Origin of the sequence: Sneathiella sp. (genome assembly GCF_029233945.1) — a bacterium.
Lineage (GTDB): Bacteria > Pseudomonadota > Alphaproteobacteria > Sneathiellales > Sneathiellaceae > Sneathiella.
On sequence record NZ_JARGOQ010000009.1, the window covers coordinates 1 to 16,748 of the forward strand.

At 52.8% G+C, this 16,748-nt stretch carries 16 protein-coding genes and 1 tRNA gene; 3 read left to right on the plus strand and 14 right to left on the minus strand.

The genetic code is table 11. The features are described 5' to 3' along the window. The coding region (locus P1U71_RS04600; protein WP_301104378.1) for a HAMP domain-containing sensor histidine kinase at positions 1 to 888 on the plus strand (888 nt) is incomplete at its 5' end. Positions 889 to 934: 46 nt separating this feature from the next. On the opposite strand, the gene P1U71_RS04605 is transcribed toward P1U71_RS04600, so the two are convergent. The 14 genes from P1U71_RS04605 to rplU form a co-directional block, all read right to left on the minus strand. Beyond that, complete coding sequence (locus P1U71_RS04605) at positions 935 to 2,395, minus strand: PilZ domain-containing protein (RefSeq protein ID WP_301104379.1); 1,461 nt, start codon at positions 2,393 to 2,395, stop codon at positions 935 to 937. Positions 2,396 to 2,731: 336 nt separating this feature from the next. Then, entirely contained in the window at positions 2,732 to 3,211 is a 480-nt protein-coding gene (locus P1U71_RS04610; RefSeq protein ID WP_301104380.1) for an RNA pyrophosphohydrolase, read from the minus strand. A gap of 2 nt (positions 3,212 to 3,213) precedes the next feature. Then, entirely contained in the window at positions 3,214 to 4,614 is a 1,401-nt protein-coding gene (locus P1U71_RS04615) for a divergent polysaccharide deacetylase family protein (protein ID WP_301104381.1), read from the minus strand. Positions 4,615 to 4,704: 90 nt separating this feature from the next. After that, on the minus strand, positions 4,705 to 5,997 hold the full coding sequence (locus tag P1U71_RS04620) for a S41 family peptidase (RefSeq protein WP_301104382.1): 1,293 nt from the start codon (positions 5,995 to 5,997) through the stop codon (positions 4,705 to 4,707). Then, positions 5,997 to 7,325 carry a peptidoglycan DD-metalloendopeptidase family protein gene (locus P1U71_RS04625; protein ID WP_301104383.1) on the minus strand — a complete coding sequence of 443 codons (1,329 nt, stop codon included), beginning with the start codon at positions 7,323 to 7,325 and terminating at the stop codon, positions 5,997 to 5,999. The genes P1U71_RS04620 and P1U71_RS04625 overlap by 1 nt, the downstream gene beginning before the upstream one ends. Next, on the minus strand, positions 7,312 to 8,895 hold the full coding sequence (gene gpmI / locus P1U71_RS04630; RefSeq protein WP_301104384.1) for a 2,3-bisphosphoglycerate-independent phosphoglycerate mutase: 1,584 nt from the start codon (positions 8,893 to 8,895) through the stop codon (positions 7,312 to 7,314). Before gpmI ends, P1U71_RS04625 begins: the two co-directional genes overlap by 14 nt. A gap of 42 nt (positions 8,896 to 8,937) precedes the next feature. Further along, entirely contained in the window at positions 8,938 to 9,396 is a 459-nt protein-coding gene (rlmH, locus tag P1U71_RS04635; protein WP_301104385.1) for a 23S rRNA (pseudouridine(1915)-N(3))-methyltransferase RlmH, read from the minus strand. 42 nt (positions 9,397 to 9,438) lie between these two features. Next, a complete protein-coding gene (gene rsfS / locus P1U71_RS04640) occupies positions 9,439 to 9,798 on the minus strand; it encodes a ribosome silencing factor (protein ID WP_301104386.1) in 360 nt (119 codons plus the stop codon). Between the two features lie 75 nt (positions 9,799 to 9,873). Then, positions 9,874 to 10,479 carry a nicotinate-nucleotide adenylyltransferase gene (locus P1U71_RS04645; protein WP_301104387.1) on the minus strand — a complete coding sequence of 202 codons (606 nt, stop codon included), beginning with the start codon at positions 10,477 to 10,479 and terminating at the stop codon, positions 9,874 to 9,876. Between the two features lie 7 nt (positions 10,480 to 10,486). Beyond that, positions 10,487 to 11,773 carry a glutamate-5-semialdehyde dehydrogenase gene (locus P1U71_RS04650; RefSeq protein WP_301104388.1) on the minus strand — a complete coding sequence of 429 codons (1,287 nt, stop codon included), beginning with the start codon at positions 11,771 to 11,773 and terminating at the stop codon, positions 10,487 to 10,489. Positions 11,774 to 11,795: 22 nt separating this feature from the next. After that, complete coding sequence (proB, locus tag P1U71_RS04655; RefSeq protein ID WP_301104389.1) at positions 11,796 to 12,920, minus strand: glutamate 5-kinase; 1,125 nt, start codon at positions 12,918 to 12,920, stop codon at positions 11,796 to 11,798. Continuing rightward, positions 12,908 to 13,972 carry a GTPase ObgE gene (gene obgE, locus P1U71_RS04660; RefSeq protein WP_301104390.1) on the minus strand — a complete coding sequence of 355 codons (1,065 nt, stop codon included), beginning with the start codon at positions 13,970 to 13,972 and terminating at the stop codon, positions 12,908 to 12,910. Before obgE ends, proB begins: the two co-directional genes overlap by 13 nt. 117 nt (positions 13,973 to 14,089) lie before the next feature. Next, positions 14,090 to 14,347 carry a 50S ribosomal protein L27 gene (rpmA, locus tag P1U71_RS04665; protein ID WP_161313885.1) on the minus strand — a complete coding sequence of 86 codons (258 nt, stop codon included), beginning with the start codon at positions 14,345 to 14,347 and terminating at the stop codon, positions 14,090 to 14,092. Between the two features lie 5 nt (positions 14,348 to 14,352). Next, on the minus strand, positions 14,353 to 14,889 hold the full coding sequence (gene rplU, locus P1U71_RS17990) for a 50S ribosomal protein L21 (protein ID WP_367281121.1): 537 nt from the start codon (positions 14,887 to 14,889) through the stop codon (positions 14,353 to 14,355). 239 nt (positions 14,890 to 15,128) lie between these two features. On the opposite strand from rplU, the gene P1U71_RS04675 reads away from it, so the two are divergent. Both P1U71_RS04675 and P1U71_RS04680 read left to right on the plus strand, forming a co-directional pair. After that, positions 15,129 to 15,218, plus strand: a tRNA-Ser gene (locus P1U71_RS04675). Positions 15,219 to 15,341: 123 nt separating this feature from the next. Further along, positions 15,342 to 16,739 (plus strand): cytochrome ubiquinol oxidase subunit I, encoded by a 1,398-nt coding sequence (locus P1U71_RS04680; RefSeq protein ID WP_301104391.1) that lies wholly within the window; start codon positions 15,342 to 15,344, stop codon positions 16,737 to 16,739. Positions 16,740 to 16,748: the final 9 nt, after the last annotated feature.

The following is a 16,748-nucleotide window of genomic DNA, read 5'->3' on the forward strand; positions in this document are numbered from 1 at the left end:
TTCCTTGTCTGCGCCGCCGCTATGAGCATTTTCGCAAGTTATATCCAGGAACTCGCGCGGCGGAAAGACTTCATCAATATGCAGATGCTCGATGACGAACGGATGAAGAGTGATGTTCTCGCTGAAAAAGCGCAGGCGGCCAACCATTCGAAATCTGAATTTCTCGCCATCATGTCTCATGAATTACGGACACCGCTCAACGCGATTATTGGATTTTCCGAAATTCTGGAAAAAGAGATGTTCGGCCCCCTCGGCAGGGAGCAATACAAGGAATACTCCAAGGATATTAACGTCAGCGGACAGCATCTTCTGAGTATCATCAACGACATTCTCGATCTTTCGAAAGCAGAGGCCGGCAAGCTGATCTTGCAAGAAGAGGATGTAGCTGTTGTCGATATTGTCAATTCCACCTTGCGGATCATTCGCGATCATGCGGCAGAACGTGGTGTACGCCTTGCCTTTGATATACCGGCGCATGACTATCACATGACTGGCGATCCGCGCCTGTTGGCGCAGGTGTTTCTCAACCTCTTTTCCAACGCCGTGAAATTTACCCATAAAGGCGGGGCTGTGGCGATCAGCTTCGAGGAAATGGCGTCCGGTAACCTTGCCATCCGGATTAAGGATACCGGCATTGGCATCGATCCGGAGAATATTGAAAAGGTCTTCGCTCCCTTCGTGCAGATTGAAGGCTCGATGGCACGAAATTACGAGGGAACAGGTCTCGGCTTGCCGCTTACCAAGAATATTATGGAACTGCATAGCGGGACCATCACGCTGGATAGCCAGCTGGGAGAAGGCACTGTTGCCATCGTTGAATTCCCAAAAGAAAGAATGATCAATCACCTTTCTGGCGATGAAAACAAAAAGTTGCTTGTACAGGTCTAGGAGTGGACGGCAGGCAGCATAGCCTCTGTTCTCAATCGTGGGAAGATTACAGCGGCTTGGTGACGATCAACAGATGGCAGTGACCTGTTGAATCAACGGCAATTTCCCGAGTAGCTTCACTATCAAGATTATGTGCAAGGTCTCGCATTTCTTCTTCTGTACGATGCACCAAAGTCCAGTCGACGGCATACTCGACCTGCCATTCCAGGCTCGTGTCAGAAGTTTTCATGCAGCCAATGATCAGTGTTCCGCCGGGGACGAGATTGGCGTAAAGGTCGTCGACCATCCTTGTCGCCCTTTTCTTGCCGAGGTAATCGGCAAGACCGACAGCATAGATAAGGTCCTGCTTTTCCAACTTCCGGAACAGTTTGCCCGTGGCCAAAAATTCGAGGAATGTCGCATGCAGGCACTTGACGGACGCTTTGCCTTCCAAACGGGCAACCTGCGGATAGGTACTGTTATAGGCATATGAAAGGGCGTCATGATCCTGATCGATCAGGGTAAATTCCATATTTAATGGTGGCGCCATCGATTTTAGGAAATTCGCGACTTCCTGCGCCGGTCCGCAACCAAGGCTCGCAACCCTGAAGCTTTTCTGGCCTCTTTCCGCCGCCCTGTTGCTCAGCTTGGCGATGGCCTGCTTAGTCATGGTCATGCGTGTCGTGATAAATTCACCTGTAGAGGTGCCGAGCCGATGGCAAAACTTAGCGTAAGCTGTATCCCCTTCCAAGCTGAGGTTATAGGCATAGTTCATGACCTGATAATCACCCGGGTACCCGAGTGGCTTCATGTATGCCCTGTTCCAGCTCGCGCCCGGTAGTAATTCTGGCGTCAGAACCAATTCCGTATATGTCTTGGTCGCCGCGATTACCGCCTCGTCATCGCCAAGTTCTTTGGTGATCTTCAGGCATTTTTGGGAAATCTCTTTCCAGCGGGCCAAGGCCTTCGTCTCGCAGGCAAGGATAATGTCCTTTATTCGTTCGTCGCGCCGGGAATCTTCCGGATTGAGGTCTTTCTCGACCTTATCCAGCACCTTGTGAATGGAGCGGAGCATATAGACGGCATCGCCGATTGCTTCCTTGTAAGTTGCCGGCACCAGATGCGATTGATCCGCCAGTCCGACGGTAACCGCCTGCTGGAGGGCGAGATCGTCATGCTGATCCAGGATTTTCTGTATGTCGAGAAATCCCTTAGTGAGCTCAATGGCGACTTTATGTTGGCTCTCGTGCGGTTCAATACGGCGGATTTTGCCATTTCCGACAAAGATCTCTGTCGTTCCCAGATTTAGCTTGAGGGGAACGTCCTTGTTCATCTCTTCAAGCCAGGAAAAATTCTGCGGACTAACAAAGCTAATTCCGCTCATGCTGATATCGAATAAATCAAAGGCTTTATCGTCGACCTTGATGACGGGCGAAATGCTGCTCATCAGGGTCTTTGCGTTAAATCGTTCGGCGCGATAAAAAACGCGTCTACCCTCGCCCCCGGTAAGCTCTTCATAATGTTTCATATTACGCTCACTAAACGATTACTGGACATTTTTTAAATAACCTACTGGTAGTGCACATGTTTTGCAACCAGCTAAATTCTAAATTAGCAACAAAAGTAAATAACGAGCAGCACGTCAGCTACCTGATCAAAAAATTAACCATAGTCATTAACTATACGCATTTAAATACAGTTAACAATTGGTTAAGATTATAATCGTATCTTAAATGGAAAGACAACCAGATAACATGCGAATTCTTTGTCAAGAAGATAAATACTATATATTGGGATTTATCGGCACATATTTAGTTTATTTCCCACAGATTGTGGTAATCGGTTGCCATTTTCACGTCGAAAATCAGATGTATGGGGAAAATTTCTGTAAAATTGTCTCATAAAGATCACGCTTAAATGGAACGATCAGGCTTGGTAGTTCCGAAAATTCAGCCCATTTCCACTCAGCGAATTCAGGATGCTGTGTTTCGATATTGATGTCATGATCCTTCCCCAGATATCGAAACAGGAACCATTTTTGCTTTTGGCCGCGATATTTTCCCTTCCAGACTTTGCCGATCAGGTTTTTCGGTAAATCATACGTCAGCCATTCATCCAGGCTGTGAATAAGCTCGACATTCCGGGTGCCGATTTCTTCGTCAAGCTCGCGAACAGCGGCCTGAAAAGGGTCTTCTCCCGGATCGATCCCGCCTTGAGGCATTTGCCAATGCTCCGTGACCATATCGATCCGCCGGCCGACGAACACCTGCCTTTTTGTGTTCAGAACCATCATGCCCGCACAGGGCCGGTAGGGAAGATCTTCTCTGGAAGCTGTTTCAGTCATGACTATTCTTGCCTTTTGATAAGGGCTGACACGGGTGCCAGAACCAGCCCTTTCTGATCCAATGTACCGGCCCAGTCCGACAAATGCCGGAATGTTTCGCTGTGAGGATAGGCTATCCCGATGGCTGATCCTGTCCTTTGGGCGATTGATTCCAGTTCTGCGAGACGCACATCAATAAGGGCGGCATCGGCCTTATGATCCAGAAATCGGTTGTTGATGGCAACAGGAATGTCCAGGTCATCGGCGATTTCTGCCGCTACACTATTGCTGGCCGTCCGGCTATCCAGATAGAAAACCGCTTTTTCCTTAAGAACTGTCAAAACGGGCCGAATGCTGTTGGTCGTTGCCGTGAACTTCGACCCCATCTGGTTGGTGACGCCGGCATACCCCGTGAACCGGTCAAGAGCCCAATCAAGGCGCGCGAGGTTCTCGCCTTCGTCCAGATCTGTTCTCATGGCTTGCGGTCCCGGATCAATTCGTGGATAGCCCACAGGTTCCATCGGCAGCTGGAGAAGCACTTCATGTCCCGCATCGCGCGCCTGATCGACCAGTTCTTGCAGGTTCTGGCCATATGGATTAAATCCCAGCGTCACAGCGGCAGGAAGACTTTCAATAGCCTCGCGCGCGCGGGAGGGATTTACACCCGCCTCGCTGATCACAATCGCGATACGAGGGCGGTCGTCCGCATAGTTGAAAGCCGCGGCATATGCCCGCCAGGGAGGGATTATCCCTGAAGATATGATTTCCTCCGACTTTGCATCGGGTTCTTCAGCCGTTTTTGTTGTCTCTTGCTCCAATTCGCTTGCCTCGTCCTGAGGTATGGGCAGTGTTGGGGGCGGGAGGTTTTTTAGTGTTTCTTCTGATGTTTCTATTTCATTCTCGCCGGGCTTATCGACGGGCGTTAAAATATGCTCCGTAACTTCGGGCTCGGTTGACGGAGCAGGAAGTTCAGGTTGATTGATACTCTCGGTGTCAGTCTCTTCATCAGTAGCAGAGTGGAGTGGAACGATATCGGTTGGTGATGGTAAGCTCTCTGGAGCGTCAACCATCACGTCAGCCAGTTCTTCCGGATCTGGGGGTGGTGTCGTAACCTGGGGGGATGCGGGCACTGGCGCGACCGGCTCAGGCGCAATGCTTGCGGAGGCTTCCTCCGTAGAGATATCTGTCGGCGTCTCTGTGATATCGCTCTCTGGCGGCAGTTGCGGTATTGCCTCAACCGATGCGTCAATCGCGGTGCTGGCCGTTATAACGGGGGCAGCGTGCTTGTCGTTATGCTTGCCAAAAAAGCTCCAGCTACTAATGCCAATAACGGCAAGAATAACGGCCAGAGAGAGCATAAATAAAACCGACACCTTGTTCTTCGGTGTCGGTTTTGAAGTATCGTCTGTTTTCAGCTTTCCCACAGTAATCCGCCGGTGTTTTTAATCCTGCCGGCGCAAGCGATGTTGCCGGATACAGACTAACTCGCCGGAAGGACTAAGATGTATAGCTACTTATTTCGCATCCTTTTTTGCAAAAAGCCAGACACCTTTTAACAGATCTTTCGCGCGAAGCAGTTGATAGTCGAGAATTTCCTCTTCAATCGCCGCTTCTACCGCGCCGTCCGCAGAAGATTCCGCTTCATCCCCATTTTCAAGGTGGTTCCGCAAATCCGCCTCGGACCGGCCTCCGGTGGATTCCAGAACTTCAAGCTTCGCCTGTTCCACTTCGATATCCGGGACGATGCCCTTGGCTTGAATAGACGTTCCCGATGGCGTGTAGTAGCGCGCCGTTGTCATCCGCATGGCCCCATTCCCCTGCAATGGAACGATTGTCTGCACAGAGCCCTTACCGAAGCTTTTTGTGCCAAGGATAACAGCGCGGCCATGGTCCTGAAGGGCGCCGGCTACAATTTCAGACGCACTAGCGGAACCGCCGTTGATCAGGACGACAATCGGCTTGCCATCGACGATGTCATCCGGTTTCGCATTGTACCGCTGCGCATCGTCTGCCTTGCGGCCCCGGGTAGAGACAATCTCGCCTTTTTCAAGGAAGTCATCCGAGACCGCGATTGCCTGATCGAGCAGTCCGCCGGGATTGTTACGAAGATCAAGAATAAGGCCCTTGAAATTGCCGTCGGCCTCTTCTTTCAATCGATTAATCGTCTTGCGAAGGCCATCATCGGTTTGTTCGGTAAAGCTGGAAACCCGAACATAGAGGATATCATCATCCTCAAGCCGACCGCGAACGGACTGCACGGTTATGATGGCGCGGGTCAAGGTAATATCAAGCGGTTCCTTCTCACCTGCGCGGCGGATGGTGAGTTTGAGGTCTGTGTCGACCAGTCCGCGCATTCTCTCAACCGCTTCGGCAAGCGTGAGGCCCAGCACGGCCTCGTCATCAAGATGGGTAATATAGTCGCCTGCAAGAACGCCTGCCTTGGCCGCGGGCGTATCGTCGATCGGCGCAACAACTTTGACCAGGCCATTTTCCATGGTGACCTCAATCCCAAGTCCGCCGAACTTACCACGGGTCTGTACTTTCATGCCGTCATAATTTTTCGGATTGAGATAGCTCGAATGCGGATCGAGAGAGCTGAGCATGCCGTTAATCGCCGCTTCGATCAGCTTTTCGTCATCGACCTCTTCAACATAATCCTCGCGGATTTTTGCAAAAACATCGCCAAACAAATTCAGTTGGCGATAGGTTTCGGAACTGGCTTCCACGCGGTCATCCGGTGTCGCAATAATGGCGACCGACAATATGAGTACCGACGCGGCCAACACTCCTGTTACAAACTGTCTCATTATCCGCTAACCTTTCTATTCTCCGCCATTAACCAGGGGACAGGGTCAATGGGCGCACCGTTGTTTCTAAGCTCCATATAGAGCTTTGGGTTTTCTTTACTACTCTTTTTCATCTGGCCCACCGGTTCACCGGCCAGCAATAATTGTCCGACCGATCCGTCAATAGAGCCCATTCCAGACAGCAGTGTATGATATCCATCACCATGGTCAATGATCAGCAATAATCCATAGTGCCGGAAAGGGCCGGCGAAGGCAATCTGACCATCAAAAGGCGAGATGACCGCCGCCTGCGCGCGGGTTTCGATAACAATTCCCTTTTCATGGCCCGCCTGATCACTTTCATCATATTTCGTTATGATCCGGCCACCAACAGGTAAGGGGAGCAAGCCTTTCGCCTCTATGAAATGGCGTGCGCGGCCAATATTGGCAAGCTTCGGCGATATGGCCGGTCTTTTTAGGACGACTTCATTCGCTGAGTTCTTCGCGTTTTCTGCCTCTTGCGCGGCGCGGGCTTGCATCTCTTTTTCTCGTTCGGCTATTTCCCGTTGAAGCCTTGCCTGTTCGGCGGCTCGTTGTCGCGCCTTGTCTTCTTCCAACCGCTGCATGAGAGTTTCCGTATCACGGACATTTGCCGCCAGTTTTTGAAGCCGTTGCTGTTCGGTTTTGTTTGCCGCGGCAATTTCTTTCTGTGCAGCGCGTTTCTCGGCGAGCAATTGATCAAGCTTATCTTGCTCGGCGATACGTTTTTCGCGTAGCGCGGTGAATTCCTCCCTTTCGGTGGCATATTGCGCACGGAGGCTTGCCAGGGTGTCAAGCTGGGCAGACAGTTGATCCGCCTCTTTTTTCAGTTTTGGCAATATGGATTGCAACAAGGAAGAGGCGCGCAAGCTATCTACCAGCCCGCTCGGGTTCCCCATCAGTGTCCCTTCCGGTTGGCGGCTGAGATTGACAAGGGCAGAGAGCATGACGGCGAGATCAGCATTCCTTTTGGAAAGATTCTGGAACGTTTCATCCTCTACCTGCCGGATTTGATCAAGCCGTTCTTCCACGTCAACGAGATCTTGGTCAAGCAGGGTGAGGTTGCGACCAGCCGTAACAAGCCTTTGCTTGAGAACCTTGATTTCACCGCCGAGATTATCCAGTTGGCTGGAGAAGCTTTCCTGCCGGGTTTCCGCATCCGCCAGCGCTTGTCGCAATTTCTCGAGATCGGTGTCCGGGGACGCCGCCCAAGAGGCTACAGGCAGCAGGAGTGACAACCCGAGAAACCCGCAGGTGATACGCCACGAAACCCGACGCAAACGAAAAAAACTGAACTCAGGACGCAACACGGTCTTTTTCCAGCCCCTCCCTCACATGCACAAGATTTGTACCGGTCATTTCCGAGGGGATATCCAAGCCCATAAGATTTAGAACCGTTGGTGCAAGATCGGCAAGTGTGCCATCTTTAACGGATGCGCCTTCGGGCCCCACGGCGAGTACGAAAGGTACAAGGTTCGTTGTATGCGACGTGTAGGGCGCCTGTGTTTTCGGGTCGCGCATAACCTCTATATTACCGTGATCGGCGGTAATCATCATCGCCCCGCCAACGTCTTCGATTGCCTTGGCCAGCTTGCCGATACAGTCGTCGATCACTTCAACCGCTTTGATTGCGGCCTCCATCACGCCTGTATGGCCAACCATGTCCGGATTGGCGAAATTAACGACGATCAGGTCAAATTTTTCAGATTGAATGGCTTCTATAAGGCTGTCCCGGACTTCAAACGCAGACATTTCCGGCTTTAAGTCATAGGTTGCAACCTTCGGGCTGGGAATCAGAAGGCGTTCCTCCCCATTATAGACCTGTTCTTCCCCGCCATTCAGGAAAAAGGTGACATGGGCGTATTTCTCGGTTTCCGCAATCCGAAGCTGTGTCTTGCCGGCAGTTGCGGCCACTTCACCCAGCGTATGCCTTACCTCGATCGGCGGGAACAGGGCAGGAATAGAGTTGGAAAGCTCTGTCGAATATTCAACCATTCCCTTGATAGTCGCCAAATTCGGCCGTTTTGCTCGCTTGAAACCGCTAAATCCGTCATCAGTGATTGCGGTAAGAAGCTCCCGTGCGCGGTCGGCACGGAAATTTGCCATGATGAAGGCATCTCCGTCCTGCAGGCCATCGTATCCGTCTGCGATATGCGGCTGGAAAAATTCATCGGTTTCACCTGACTCATACGCGTGCTCCAGCGCTGCAATTGGGTCGGTGAATTTCTCGCCTTTAGCAGAAAAAATAGCATTGTAGGCTTTCTCGACACGATCCCAATTGGTGTCGCGGTCCATGGCAAAATAACGCCCGACAAGAGTGGCAATGCCTGCGTGATTGAGGGTGCCGAGCTGTTTCACAATGTCTCTCGTGTAGTCAGCGCCACTTGTCGGCGGGGTATCGCGACCATCCATGAAGCCATGGAGGCAAACGTCAATGCCCGCATCATCCATGATTTTGGCGAGTGCTATCATATGGTCCTGATGGGAATGTACGCCGCCGGGGGAAAGCAAGCCCGCGATATGACAGCGGCCACCCGATGTTTTCAGCTTGGCAATAACATCCAATAGTCCCGGGTTTTGCGCCAGGGCGCCGGTTTCAATCTCGTGATTGATGCGGGGTAGGTCCTGAAGGATAATCCGACCGCTGCCGATGGTCATATGCCCGACCTCGGAGTTGCCCATCTGTCCATCCGGGAGGCCGACATCCGCGCCAGACGTCCCAAGCAGGCTATGCGGCTGCGTCGCTACCATACGGTCCCAATTCGGGGTATTTCCGGCGGTGATGGCGTTATCGACGTTCGTTTCGCTATGGCCCCAGCCGTCAAGAATACAGAGCATAACGGGACGTGGAGTATAAGAATGATCACTATGGCTTTTCATAACCGTCTTTATAGTCCCGTTAAAATTAAGATTCCATTATAATCATGCGCGATGATAGGGATGATTCGCCAAAATCGAGGAGGCCCGGTAAAGCTGCTCCGCCAGCAGGCCCCGGACCATCAAATGCGGCCATGTCATGGCGCCAAGGGAGAGTAATCTGTCGGCCTTTGCCAGGGTTTCCTTGCTATGACCATCCGCCCCGCCAATCAGGAAGGATACCGACTGCACGCCGTCATCGGCATATTGTCCGAGCATTTTCGCAAATTCCGAGCTTGTCATGCCTTTACCCTTTTCATCAAGGGCAATAAGAATCGAGCCGTCCGGGACGGCACTCATCAAAAGCTCCGCTTCGCGGCTTTTGCGCTTTTCCCCTTTGAGCGGCTTCTTTTCCTCGACTTCCTTCAAGTCAATCGGCCAGGGCAGGCGGCCCGCATATTCGGAATACATCGCCTGCAGCGGACCGCCCCGAAATCTGCCGACGCTGGCAATAACAAGGCGCATCCCCTTATCCTTCAAGCGTAGAAACCTAGCCCTTAAAAAGGGTTAGCTGATCATTTCCATCGGAATATCCGGGGCCCAGATTTTCTCCAGGTTATAAAAATTCCGAACTTCCGGTCTAAAAAGATGAACGATGACATCGCCGGCATCGACCAGTATCCAGTCACCGCCGGTTTGCCCCTCCATCCGGACCGAACCGAAACCTTCCTCCTTGATCCGCTCTTTCAAATGGCTAGCCATCGCCGCCACCTGACGGGTGGAGCGGCCATTGGCAATAACCATGTAATCAGCGAAGGAGGTTTTTCCGGCAAGGTCGATAGAGATGAGATCTTCCGCTTTGTCGTCGTTCAGTGTTTTTTCAACGAGATCGCGGAGTTTAGCAACTACAGCTTTGTTAGCTTTCATAATAGGGATCAATTATTCTCCAAAAAGTAATGATCATGTTTCGTCCTTACACACCTAATTTGGGAATTTTTTGGCTCAAGAGCAAGTATTTCCTACGCTGTCATGATAATTTCTTATTTGCGTACTGCTTAGGTTAAACGCCGTTTCGGGCAGAAATGCCCAAGCCGGTGGCGGCAATTCCGCAAGTTGACGGCGGTAATCCCCGTGAAGCGTGTTCAAAACACGGCTCTTTCGATACATAGAGGCAACCTTTCCGTTCAAGGCCTTATAGGTATATCCGGGCCGGTTGAAAATCGCAATCGGGACCATTTCCATGATCTGTTGCCATTGTTGCCATGCTGGTAGCTGGATCATATTGTCAGCCCCCATAAGCCAGACAAATTTATGTTGCGGATAAGTCACTTTAAGGGCAGCGATAGTGCGCGCGGTTCTTTGCTCCCCGATCCGCGCCTCAAAATCGGAAATATGGATTTTAGGATGATGGGCGATCTTTTCTGCCGCCATCATCCGGTCTTCAAATTCCGCCATACCTTCAGATGACTTTAACGGATTTTGCGGGGAAACGAGCCACCAAATCTGATCGAGATTGAGAAGACGAAGCGCCGCCAGGCTGATCTGACGGTGCCCGTCATGGGCGGGGTTGAACGATCCACCCAGCAATCCGATTTTTTGTGTTCTCATGAAACTGTCAGGGCCGGGTCTGGCCGGTGCCCTTGACGATATATTTAAAGCTGGTGAGCTGCTCAACACCGACGGGGCCGCGCGCATGCATCTTGCCGGTGGAGATCCCGATTTCCGCGCCCATGCCGAACTCTCCGCCGTCCGCGAACTGGGTCGAGGCATTGTGAAGAACAATTGCGCTATCCACCTTTCGCATAAACTCAGCGGCTGCATGATTATCTTCGGTGATGATACAATCGGTGTGATGGGAGCCATAGGTCTCGATATGGTGGATCGCCGCCTCCAGATCATCGACGATGCGAATGGAGAGGATCGGCTCCAGATATTCAGTGCGCCAGTCTTCCTCCGTTGCGGGCGTGACACGGCTGTCCAACGTTTGAACGTCTTCATCGCCACGTACATCGCATCCGGTTGCAATCAGGTCGTCGAGAATAGCGGGCAGTTGCTCCTTAGCCACTGCGCGATTGACAAGCAGGGTTTCAAGAGCGCCACAGACACTTACCCGGCGCATTTTTGAATTGAGCACAATGTCATGCGCTTTTTCCGGGTCAGCTTTTTCATCGATATATATATGAACCAGCCCCTCAAGATGGGAAAAGACGGGAATGCGGCTTTCCTTCTGTACCCGTTCGATCAGGTTGCGGCCACCGCGGGGAACGATTACGTCCACATAATCGGACATCCTCAGCAGTTCGCCGACGGCGGCCCGATCGGTTGTCGGGATCATCTGGATCGCTTCCACGGGAAGTCCGGCGGCGGCAAGCCCGTCTTGCAGGCAGGACCAGATGGCACGGCTGGAATGATAGCTTTCCGAGCCGCCGCGCAGGATGCAGGCATTTCCGGACTTGAGGCAGAGGCTCCCCGCATCCGCCGTGACGTTGGGGCGGGATTCATAGATGATCCCGATGACACCCAAGGGTACGCGCACCCGCGAAATCTGCAACCCGTTGGGTCGATCCCATTCAGCGATGACATCACCAACAGGGTCTGTTAGCTCTGCAATGGCCTCAAGACCTTCCGCCATGGCCTCGATCCGTGTGTCGTTTAGCTCTAACCGATCGAGAAGCGCGGCCGAGATTCCTTTACTGCGGGCGGTGGACATGTCCTTGGTGTTCGCGGCCATGATCTCATCTTTACGCGCGCGCAGGGCATTGGCCGCTTTGCGGAGGGCCTTGTTCTTTGTATCCGTTGGGGCAAGGGACAGCTCACTTGCGGCCTTTCGTGCGCCGCGACCCAACTCTTCCATCATGCGGGCAATGTCACCGCTGTTGCTGATCTGAGGCTGTGCTGTCATTTTTTGCTTCCCGTTTATCGGATTAGTTTAACGCAAGTTCATCCCGGTGAATCATCTCGTCGCGGCCAGAATAGCCGAGAATTTCGGCAATCTCACTACTTTTATGCCCAATGATATATTGTGCATCATCAGACGAATAGGCAACCAGACCGCGCCCGAGCTCCTCTCCGTCCATATTCACGACGGTCACAAGATCGCCCCGCTCGAACGGACCATTCACTTTGGTCACCCCCGCGGGGAGCAGGCTTTTCCCTGATTTGAGTGCTTTTTCCGCACCTTTGTCGATTGCCAGCTGACCGCGAGATGAAAGACTGGCCGCGATCCATTTCTTGCGGGCCTTGCGGGGCGTTTCATGGGCGATAAAGCAAGTAGATAGCGCACCGTCCTCCAATGCTTTTAGCGGATGCATAACCGTACCGCTTGTAATAAACATATTGCAGCCCGCCGCCATGGCGATCTGCGCCGCTTTCAGTTTGGTTTCCATGCCGCCACGGCCGACATCGGTTTTTGTCTTGCTGGCCATGGCAAGGATATGGCTGTCGAGGTCTTTGACTTCCCGAATGAATTTTGCATCCGCATCTCCCTTTGGATCGGCGGTGTAAAGGCCGTCGACATCGCTCAGCAGAACGAGGCAATCCGCGGATATCATCTGCGCCACGCGGGCGGCAAGGCGGTCGTTATCGCCATAGCGGATTTCGCTCGTCGCGACAGAGTCATTCTCGTTCACAACGGGCAGGGCGCCGAGTGAGAGGAGGGTGGTAATTGTGCTCCGGGCGTTGAGATAGCGGCGGCGCTCCTCCGTATCTCCGGGCGTGAGGAGGATTTGCGCGACCTGAATTTTTTCAAGCCCGAGTATTTCCTGATAGGCATGGGCGAGCTGAATCTGGCCGGTTGCCGCCGCGGCCTGACTTTCCTCCAGCCGGAGGGGGGTATTTTTCAAACCCAGCACATGGCGACCCATGGCGATGGAGCCACTGGAAACGATCAGCACGTCCTGCCCGCGTTCCCGCATTCGAGCGACATCCTGGCTGAGTGCTGTCAGCCAGTCCCGGCGCAGCTGGCCCGTAGCGCTGTCGACTAGAAGGGAAGAGCCAATCTTGACGACAACGCGTTTTGCACGGGTGAATCTGTTGATCAGGGACGCCATGTTGTCGGTTCTTCTCCGGCCAGCAGTTTTTCTTCAGCGTCTTGTTCAGCCTTTTCCTCCGCCTTGCTTTCATCCACGATTTTTAAGAGCGCGAAAAGCAAGGGCTCGACATTTTCGCCAATCACGGCGGATATTACATGAACGGGCTTTCCTGAAATATCCTTGATCGCGTTGATTTTTTCTTCCAGCTCTTCTTCGGTCACCGAATCCATCTTATTGAGCGCAATAATCTCGGGCTTCGCCGCAAGGCCCTCATCATAGGCCGTAAGCTCTCCCCGGATCGTCTTGTAGGAGGTGACGACATCCTCTTCAGTTGCGTCGATCAGATGCAGAAGAACGCGGCACCGTTCCACATGCCCAAGGAAGCGATGGCCGAGTCCCACGCCTTCCGACGCGCCCTCGATCAGGCCCGGAATATCGGCAAGGACAAATTCCCGCTCCCCGGCGGCAACGACGCCAAGCTGCGGAACAAGTGTGGTAAAGGGATAATCTGCAATCTTTGGTTTGGCGCGGCTTGTGACACTCAAAAAAGTCGATTTGCCTGCGTTGGGCAATCCCACCAGTCCGACATCCGCAATCAGTTTGAGGCGCAGCCAGATCCAGCGTTCTTCACCGGGCCAGCCGGGTTCGATTTTACGCGGTGCGCGATTTGTTGCGGTTTTAAAAGCGGCATTCCCGCGTCCACCATCCCCGCCCTTGCAAAGAACTATCCGCTGCCCGACTTCCGTCAGGTCAGCAATCAGGGTTTCATTGTCTTCTTCAAAAACCTGCGTTCCGACAGGAACTTTCATAATCATATCGGCTGCTGCGGCACCGGTCCGGTCGCGCCCCATACCGTGGCCGCCACTCTTTGCCTTGAAATGCTGCTGATAGCGGTAATCGATCAGCGTATTGAGGCCTTCAACGCATTCAACAATGACTGAGCCACCCCGGCCACCATCGCCGCCGTTCGGGCCGCCGAACTCGATAAATTTTTCGCGCCGGAAACTGAGCGCGCCGGGCCCTCCGTTGCCGGAGCGAAGAAACACTTTCGCTTGATCGAGAAATTTCATAACGCTGTCGCTTGCCTTCTCTCAACGCCAGATATAATCCGCGCGTCATTTAAAACAAAAAAGGGGAATGGCCGAACCATTCCCCTTCTTCAATCTTCTAACCGTTAGAAGCGGGCGTTATGCCTGCTGTTCCACGGATACATAGATCTTTCCGCCGCTTTTCTTGGTAAATTTTACATTACCATCGATAACAGCGAAGATGGTGTGGTCCTTGCCCATGCCTACATTGTCGCCCGGGTACCATTTGGTGCCGCGCTGGCGCAGAATGATGTTGCCTGGAATAACTTTTTCGCCACCATATTTCTTGATGCCAAGGCGGCGACCAGCTGAGTCGCGACCGTTGCGGGATGAACCGCCAGCTTTTTTATGTGCCATCTAGCTTACTCCTCGGTTTTCTTTGCGGCTGCCTTTTTGGGCGCTGCTTTCTTTGCAGGTGCTTTCTTTTCAGCCGCGGCCTTCGGGGCGGCCTTTTTGGCAGGGGCCTTTTTCGGAGCTGCTTTCTTCGGTGCGGCTTCGGCCTTCTCTTCCTTTGCGGGAGCAGCAGCTTTTGCTTCAGCTTCCTTCTTCGGAGCTGCTTTCTTGGCAGTTGCCTTCTTCGCGCCCTTGGCGGCGATATCCGTGATTCTCAGAACGGACAGGTCCTGGCGGTGCCCGGCCTTGCGGCGGTAGTTCTGCCGACGCTTCTTCTTGAAGACAACAATCTTGTCGGCACGTGCCTGCTCCAGCAGGGTTGCCGAAACAACGGCACCGTCGAGAAGCGGCGCACCAATGGTCAACGCGCCGTCATCACCTGAAATGGCCAGAACTTCATCGAGCTGAACGCTGTCACCGGCTTCACCTGCCAGGCGTTCCACCTTGATGACATCGTCTTTGGCGACTTTATATTGCTTGCCGCCGGTTTTGATCACTGCAAACATGGCTGATCCGTTTCGAACATGTTGAATGGGCCGCCAAGACCTAATTCCTAGCGCACCGCAATTGAAGGGCGCAATATATCCATGGAGAGGGCGAAGTCAACCTGATTCAAGCGCGGATCTGAAGTTTTTGATGCATTCTGCTCTTGCGCCACCAAATCCCATGCGCTACAAGCCGCTTTCCACGGATTTTGAGCGTAAACTTGGTACAAAATAAGCCTCTATGCGAAAAATGCAAATGCGGTCGGTTGGCAGAGTGGTTGAATGCGCCGGTCTCGAAAACCGGTAAGGGTGAATGCCCTTCGAGAGTTCGAATCTCTCACCGACCGCCATATCGTTCGCACTGATATTTCAACCAGTTTGCAGCAATTTGTCGCAGCGCGTGCAAAAACACCTGACAACGCCTGAAGAAATGCTAGTCTGTCCGCATCTTGGAGTGTGCGGAGTAGGGCAGCATGTTTGGCATTGACGCAATCGATCTCGCGCGAATGCAATTCGCCTTTACAGTGTCGTTTCATATTATTTTCCCGGCATTTTCTATTGGACTGGCCAGCTACCTTGCTGTGCTTGAAGGCATGTGGCTCTGGAAAAAGGAAGAGCGATATCTAGAGGTCTTCAATTACTGGAAGACAATTTTCGCTGTTGGTTTTGGTATGGGGGTAGTGTCCGGCATTGTGATGGCCTATCAGTTCGGCACGAACTGGTCCGTCTTTTCTGATAAAGCAGGGCCAGTGATCGGGCCACTCATGGGCTATGAGGTTATGTCTGCCTTTTTCCTTGAGGCAGGCTTCCTTGGCATCATGCTGTTTGGCCAGAAGCGGGTCGGGTCCGGGCTCCATTTTTTTGCGACGCTTATGGTAGCGGCAGGCACTCTCTTCTCTGCCTTCTGGATTCTCTCTGTCAATTCCTGGATGCAGACGCCCACTGGTCATATCATCAATGCAGCAGGCCAGTTTGTCCCGGACGACTGGTTTAATGTGATCTTCAATCCGTCTTTCCCCTACCGGCTCGTCCATATGGTGCTGGCGGCGTATTTGACGACAGCCTTTGTCGTTGGTGCTGTCGGTGCTTTTCATTTGCTGAAAGACAAGGCCAGCAAGAACGCCCGGCTAATGTTTTCAATGGCAATGTGGATGGCGGCGATTGTGACGCCAATCCAGATCATCGCGGGCGATCAGCATGGGTTGAACACCCTGGAGCATCAGCCGGCCAAGATTGCGGCGATCGAAGGGCATTATAAGAATGTAAAGGGAGCGCCGCTCCTTCTATTCGGTATTCCGGATAATGAAGAGGCAAAGACTCTCTATACGATTGAGGTGCCAAGGCTGGGGTCTCTTATCCTCACTCATAGCTGGGATGGTGAGCTACAGGGCCTTGAATCCTTCCCCAGAGAAGACTGGCCGAACACATTTCTTATTTTCTGGGCCTTCCGGATCATGGTTGGAATCGGCATGATTATGCTCTTCATCGGGATGTGGAGCTTGCTTCGGCGCCATCAGGGCCGATTTTATGAGGATCGCTGGCTCGCCCGGGCCGCAGTGGCCGCAGGGCCGATTGGCTTTGTGGCCGTACTCTGTGGTTGGGTCACGACGGAAGCGGGGCGTCAGCCCTGGACGGTTTATGGTTTATTGCGAACGGCGGACAGCGCCTCTCCGTTAAATGCGGTGGAAGTTGGCGGAACGTTAATTGCGTTTATCGTTGTCTATTTTGTCCTGTTTGGCGCGGGCGTTTACTACATGTTGCGGCTTATGGCGAAAACCCCGGAAACCGTCTCGGAGACTGCGTCCACCAGCCTGAAGCGGGCGTCCGGCATGACGGGTGCACCCTCAACTCTTGATCGCTCCGAATCTTGACGCGGGGAA

What these genes read in the sequence shown, in the direction of transcription:
- P1U71_RS04605 (WP_301104379.1), bottom strand. Translation starts at nt 2,395, where the DNA reads ATGAAACATTATGAAGAGCTTACCGGGGGCGAGGGTAGACGCGTTTTT.
- P1U71_RS04610 (WP_301104380.1), bottom strand. Translation starts at nt 3,211, where the DNA reads ATGACTGAAACAGCTTCCAGAGAAGATCTTCCCTACCGGCCCTGTGCG.
- P1U71_RS04620 (WP_301104382.1), bottom strand. Translation starts at nt 5,997, where the DNA reads ATGAGACAGTTTGTAACAGGAGTGTTGGCCGCGTCGGTACTCATATTG.
- gpmI (WP_301104384.1), bottom strand. Translation starts at nt 8,895, where the DNA reads ATGAAAAGCCATAGTGATCATTCTTATACTCCACGTCCCGTTATGCTC.
- rlmH (WP_301104385.1), bottom strand. Translation starts at nt 9,396, where the DNA reads ATGCGCCTTGTTATTGCCAGCGTCGGCAGATTTCGGGGCGGTCCGCTG.
- rsfS (WP_301104386.1), bottom strand. Translation starts at nt 9,798, where the DNA reads ATGAAAGCTAACAAAGCTGTAGTTGCTAAACTCCGCGATCTCGTTGAA.
- P1U71_RS04645 (WP_301104387.1), bottom strand. Translation starts at nt 10,479, where the DNA reads ATGAGAACACAAAAAATCGGATTGCTGGGTGGATCGTTCAACCCCGCC.
- P1U71_RS04650 (WP_301104388.1), bottom strand. Translation starts at nt 11,773, where the DNA reads ATGACAGCACAGCCTCAGATCAGCAACAGCGGTGACATTGCCCGCATG.
- proB (WP_301104389.1), bottom strand. Translation starts at nt 12,920, where the DNA reads ATGGCGTCCCTGATCAACAGATTCACCCGTGCAAAACGCGTTGTCGTC.
- obgE (WP_301104390.1), bottom strand. Translation starts at nt 13,972, where the DNA reads ATGAAATTTCTCGATCAAGCGAAAGTGTTTCTTCGCTCCGGCAACGGA.
- rpmA (WP_161313885.1), bottom strand. Translation starts at nt 14,347, where the DNA reads ATGGCACATAAAAAAGCTGGCGGTTCATCCCGCAACGGTCGCGACTCA.
- rplU (WP_367281121.1), bottom strand. Translation starts at nt 14,889, where the DNA reads ATGTTTGCAGTGATCAAAACCGGCGGCAAGCAATATAAAGTCGCCAAA.
- P1U71_RS04680 (WP_301104391.1), top strand. Translation starts at nt 15,342, where the DNA reads ATGTTTGGCATTGACGCAATCGATCTCGCGCGAATGCAATTCGCCTTT.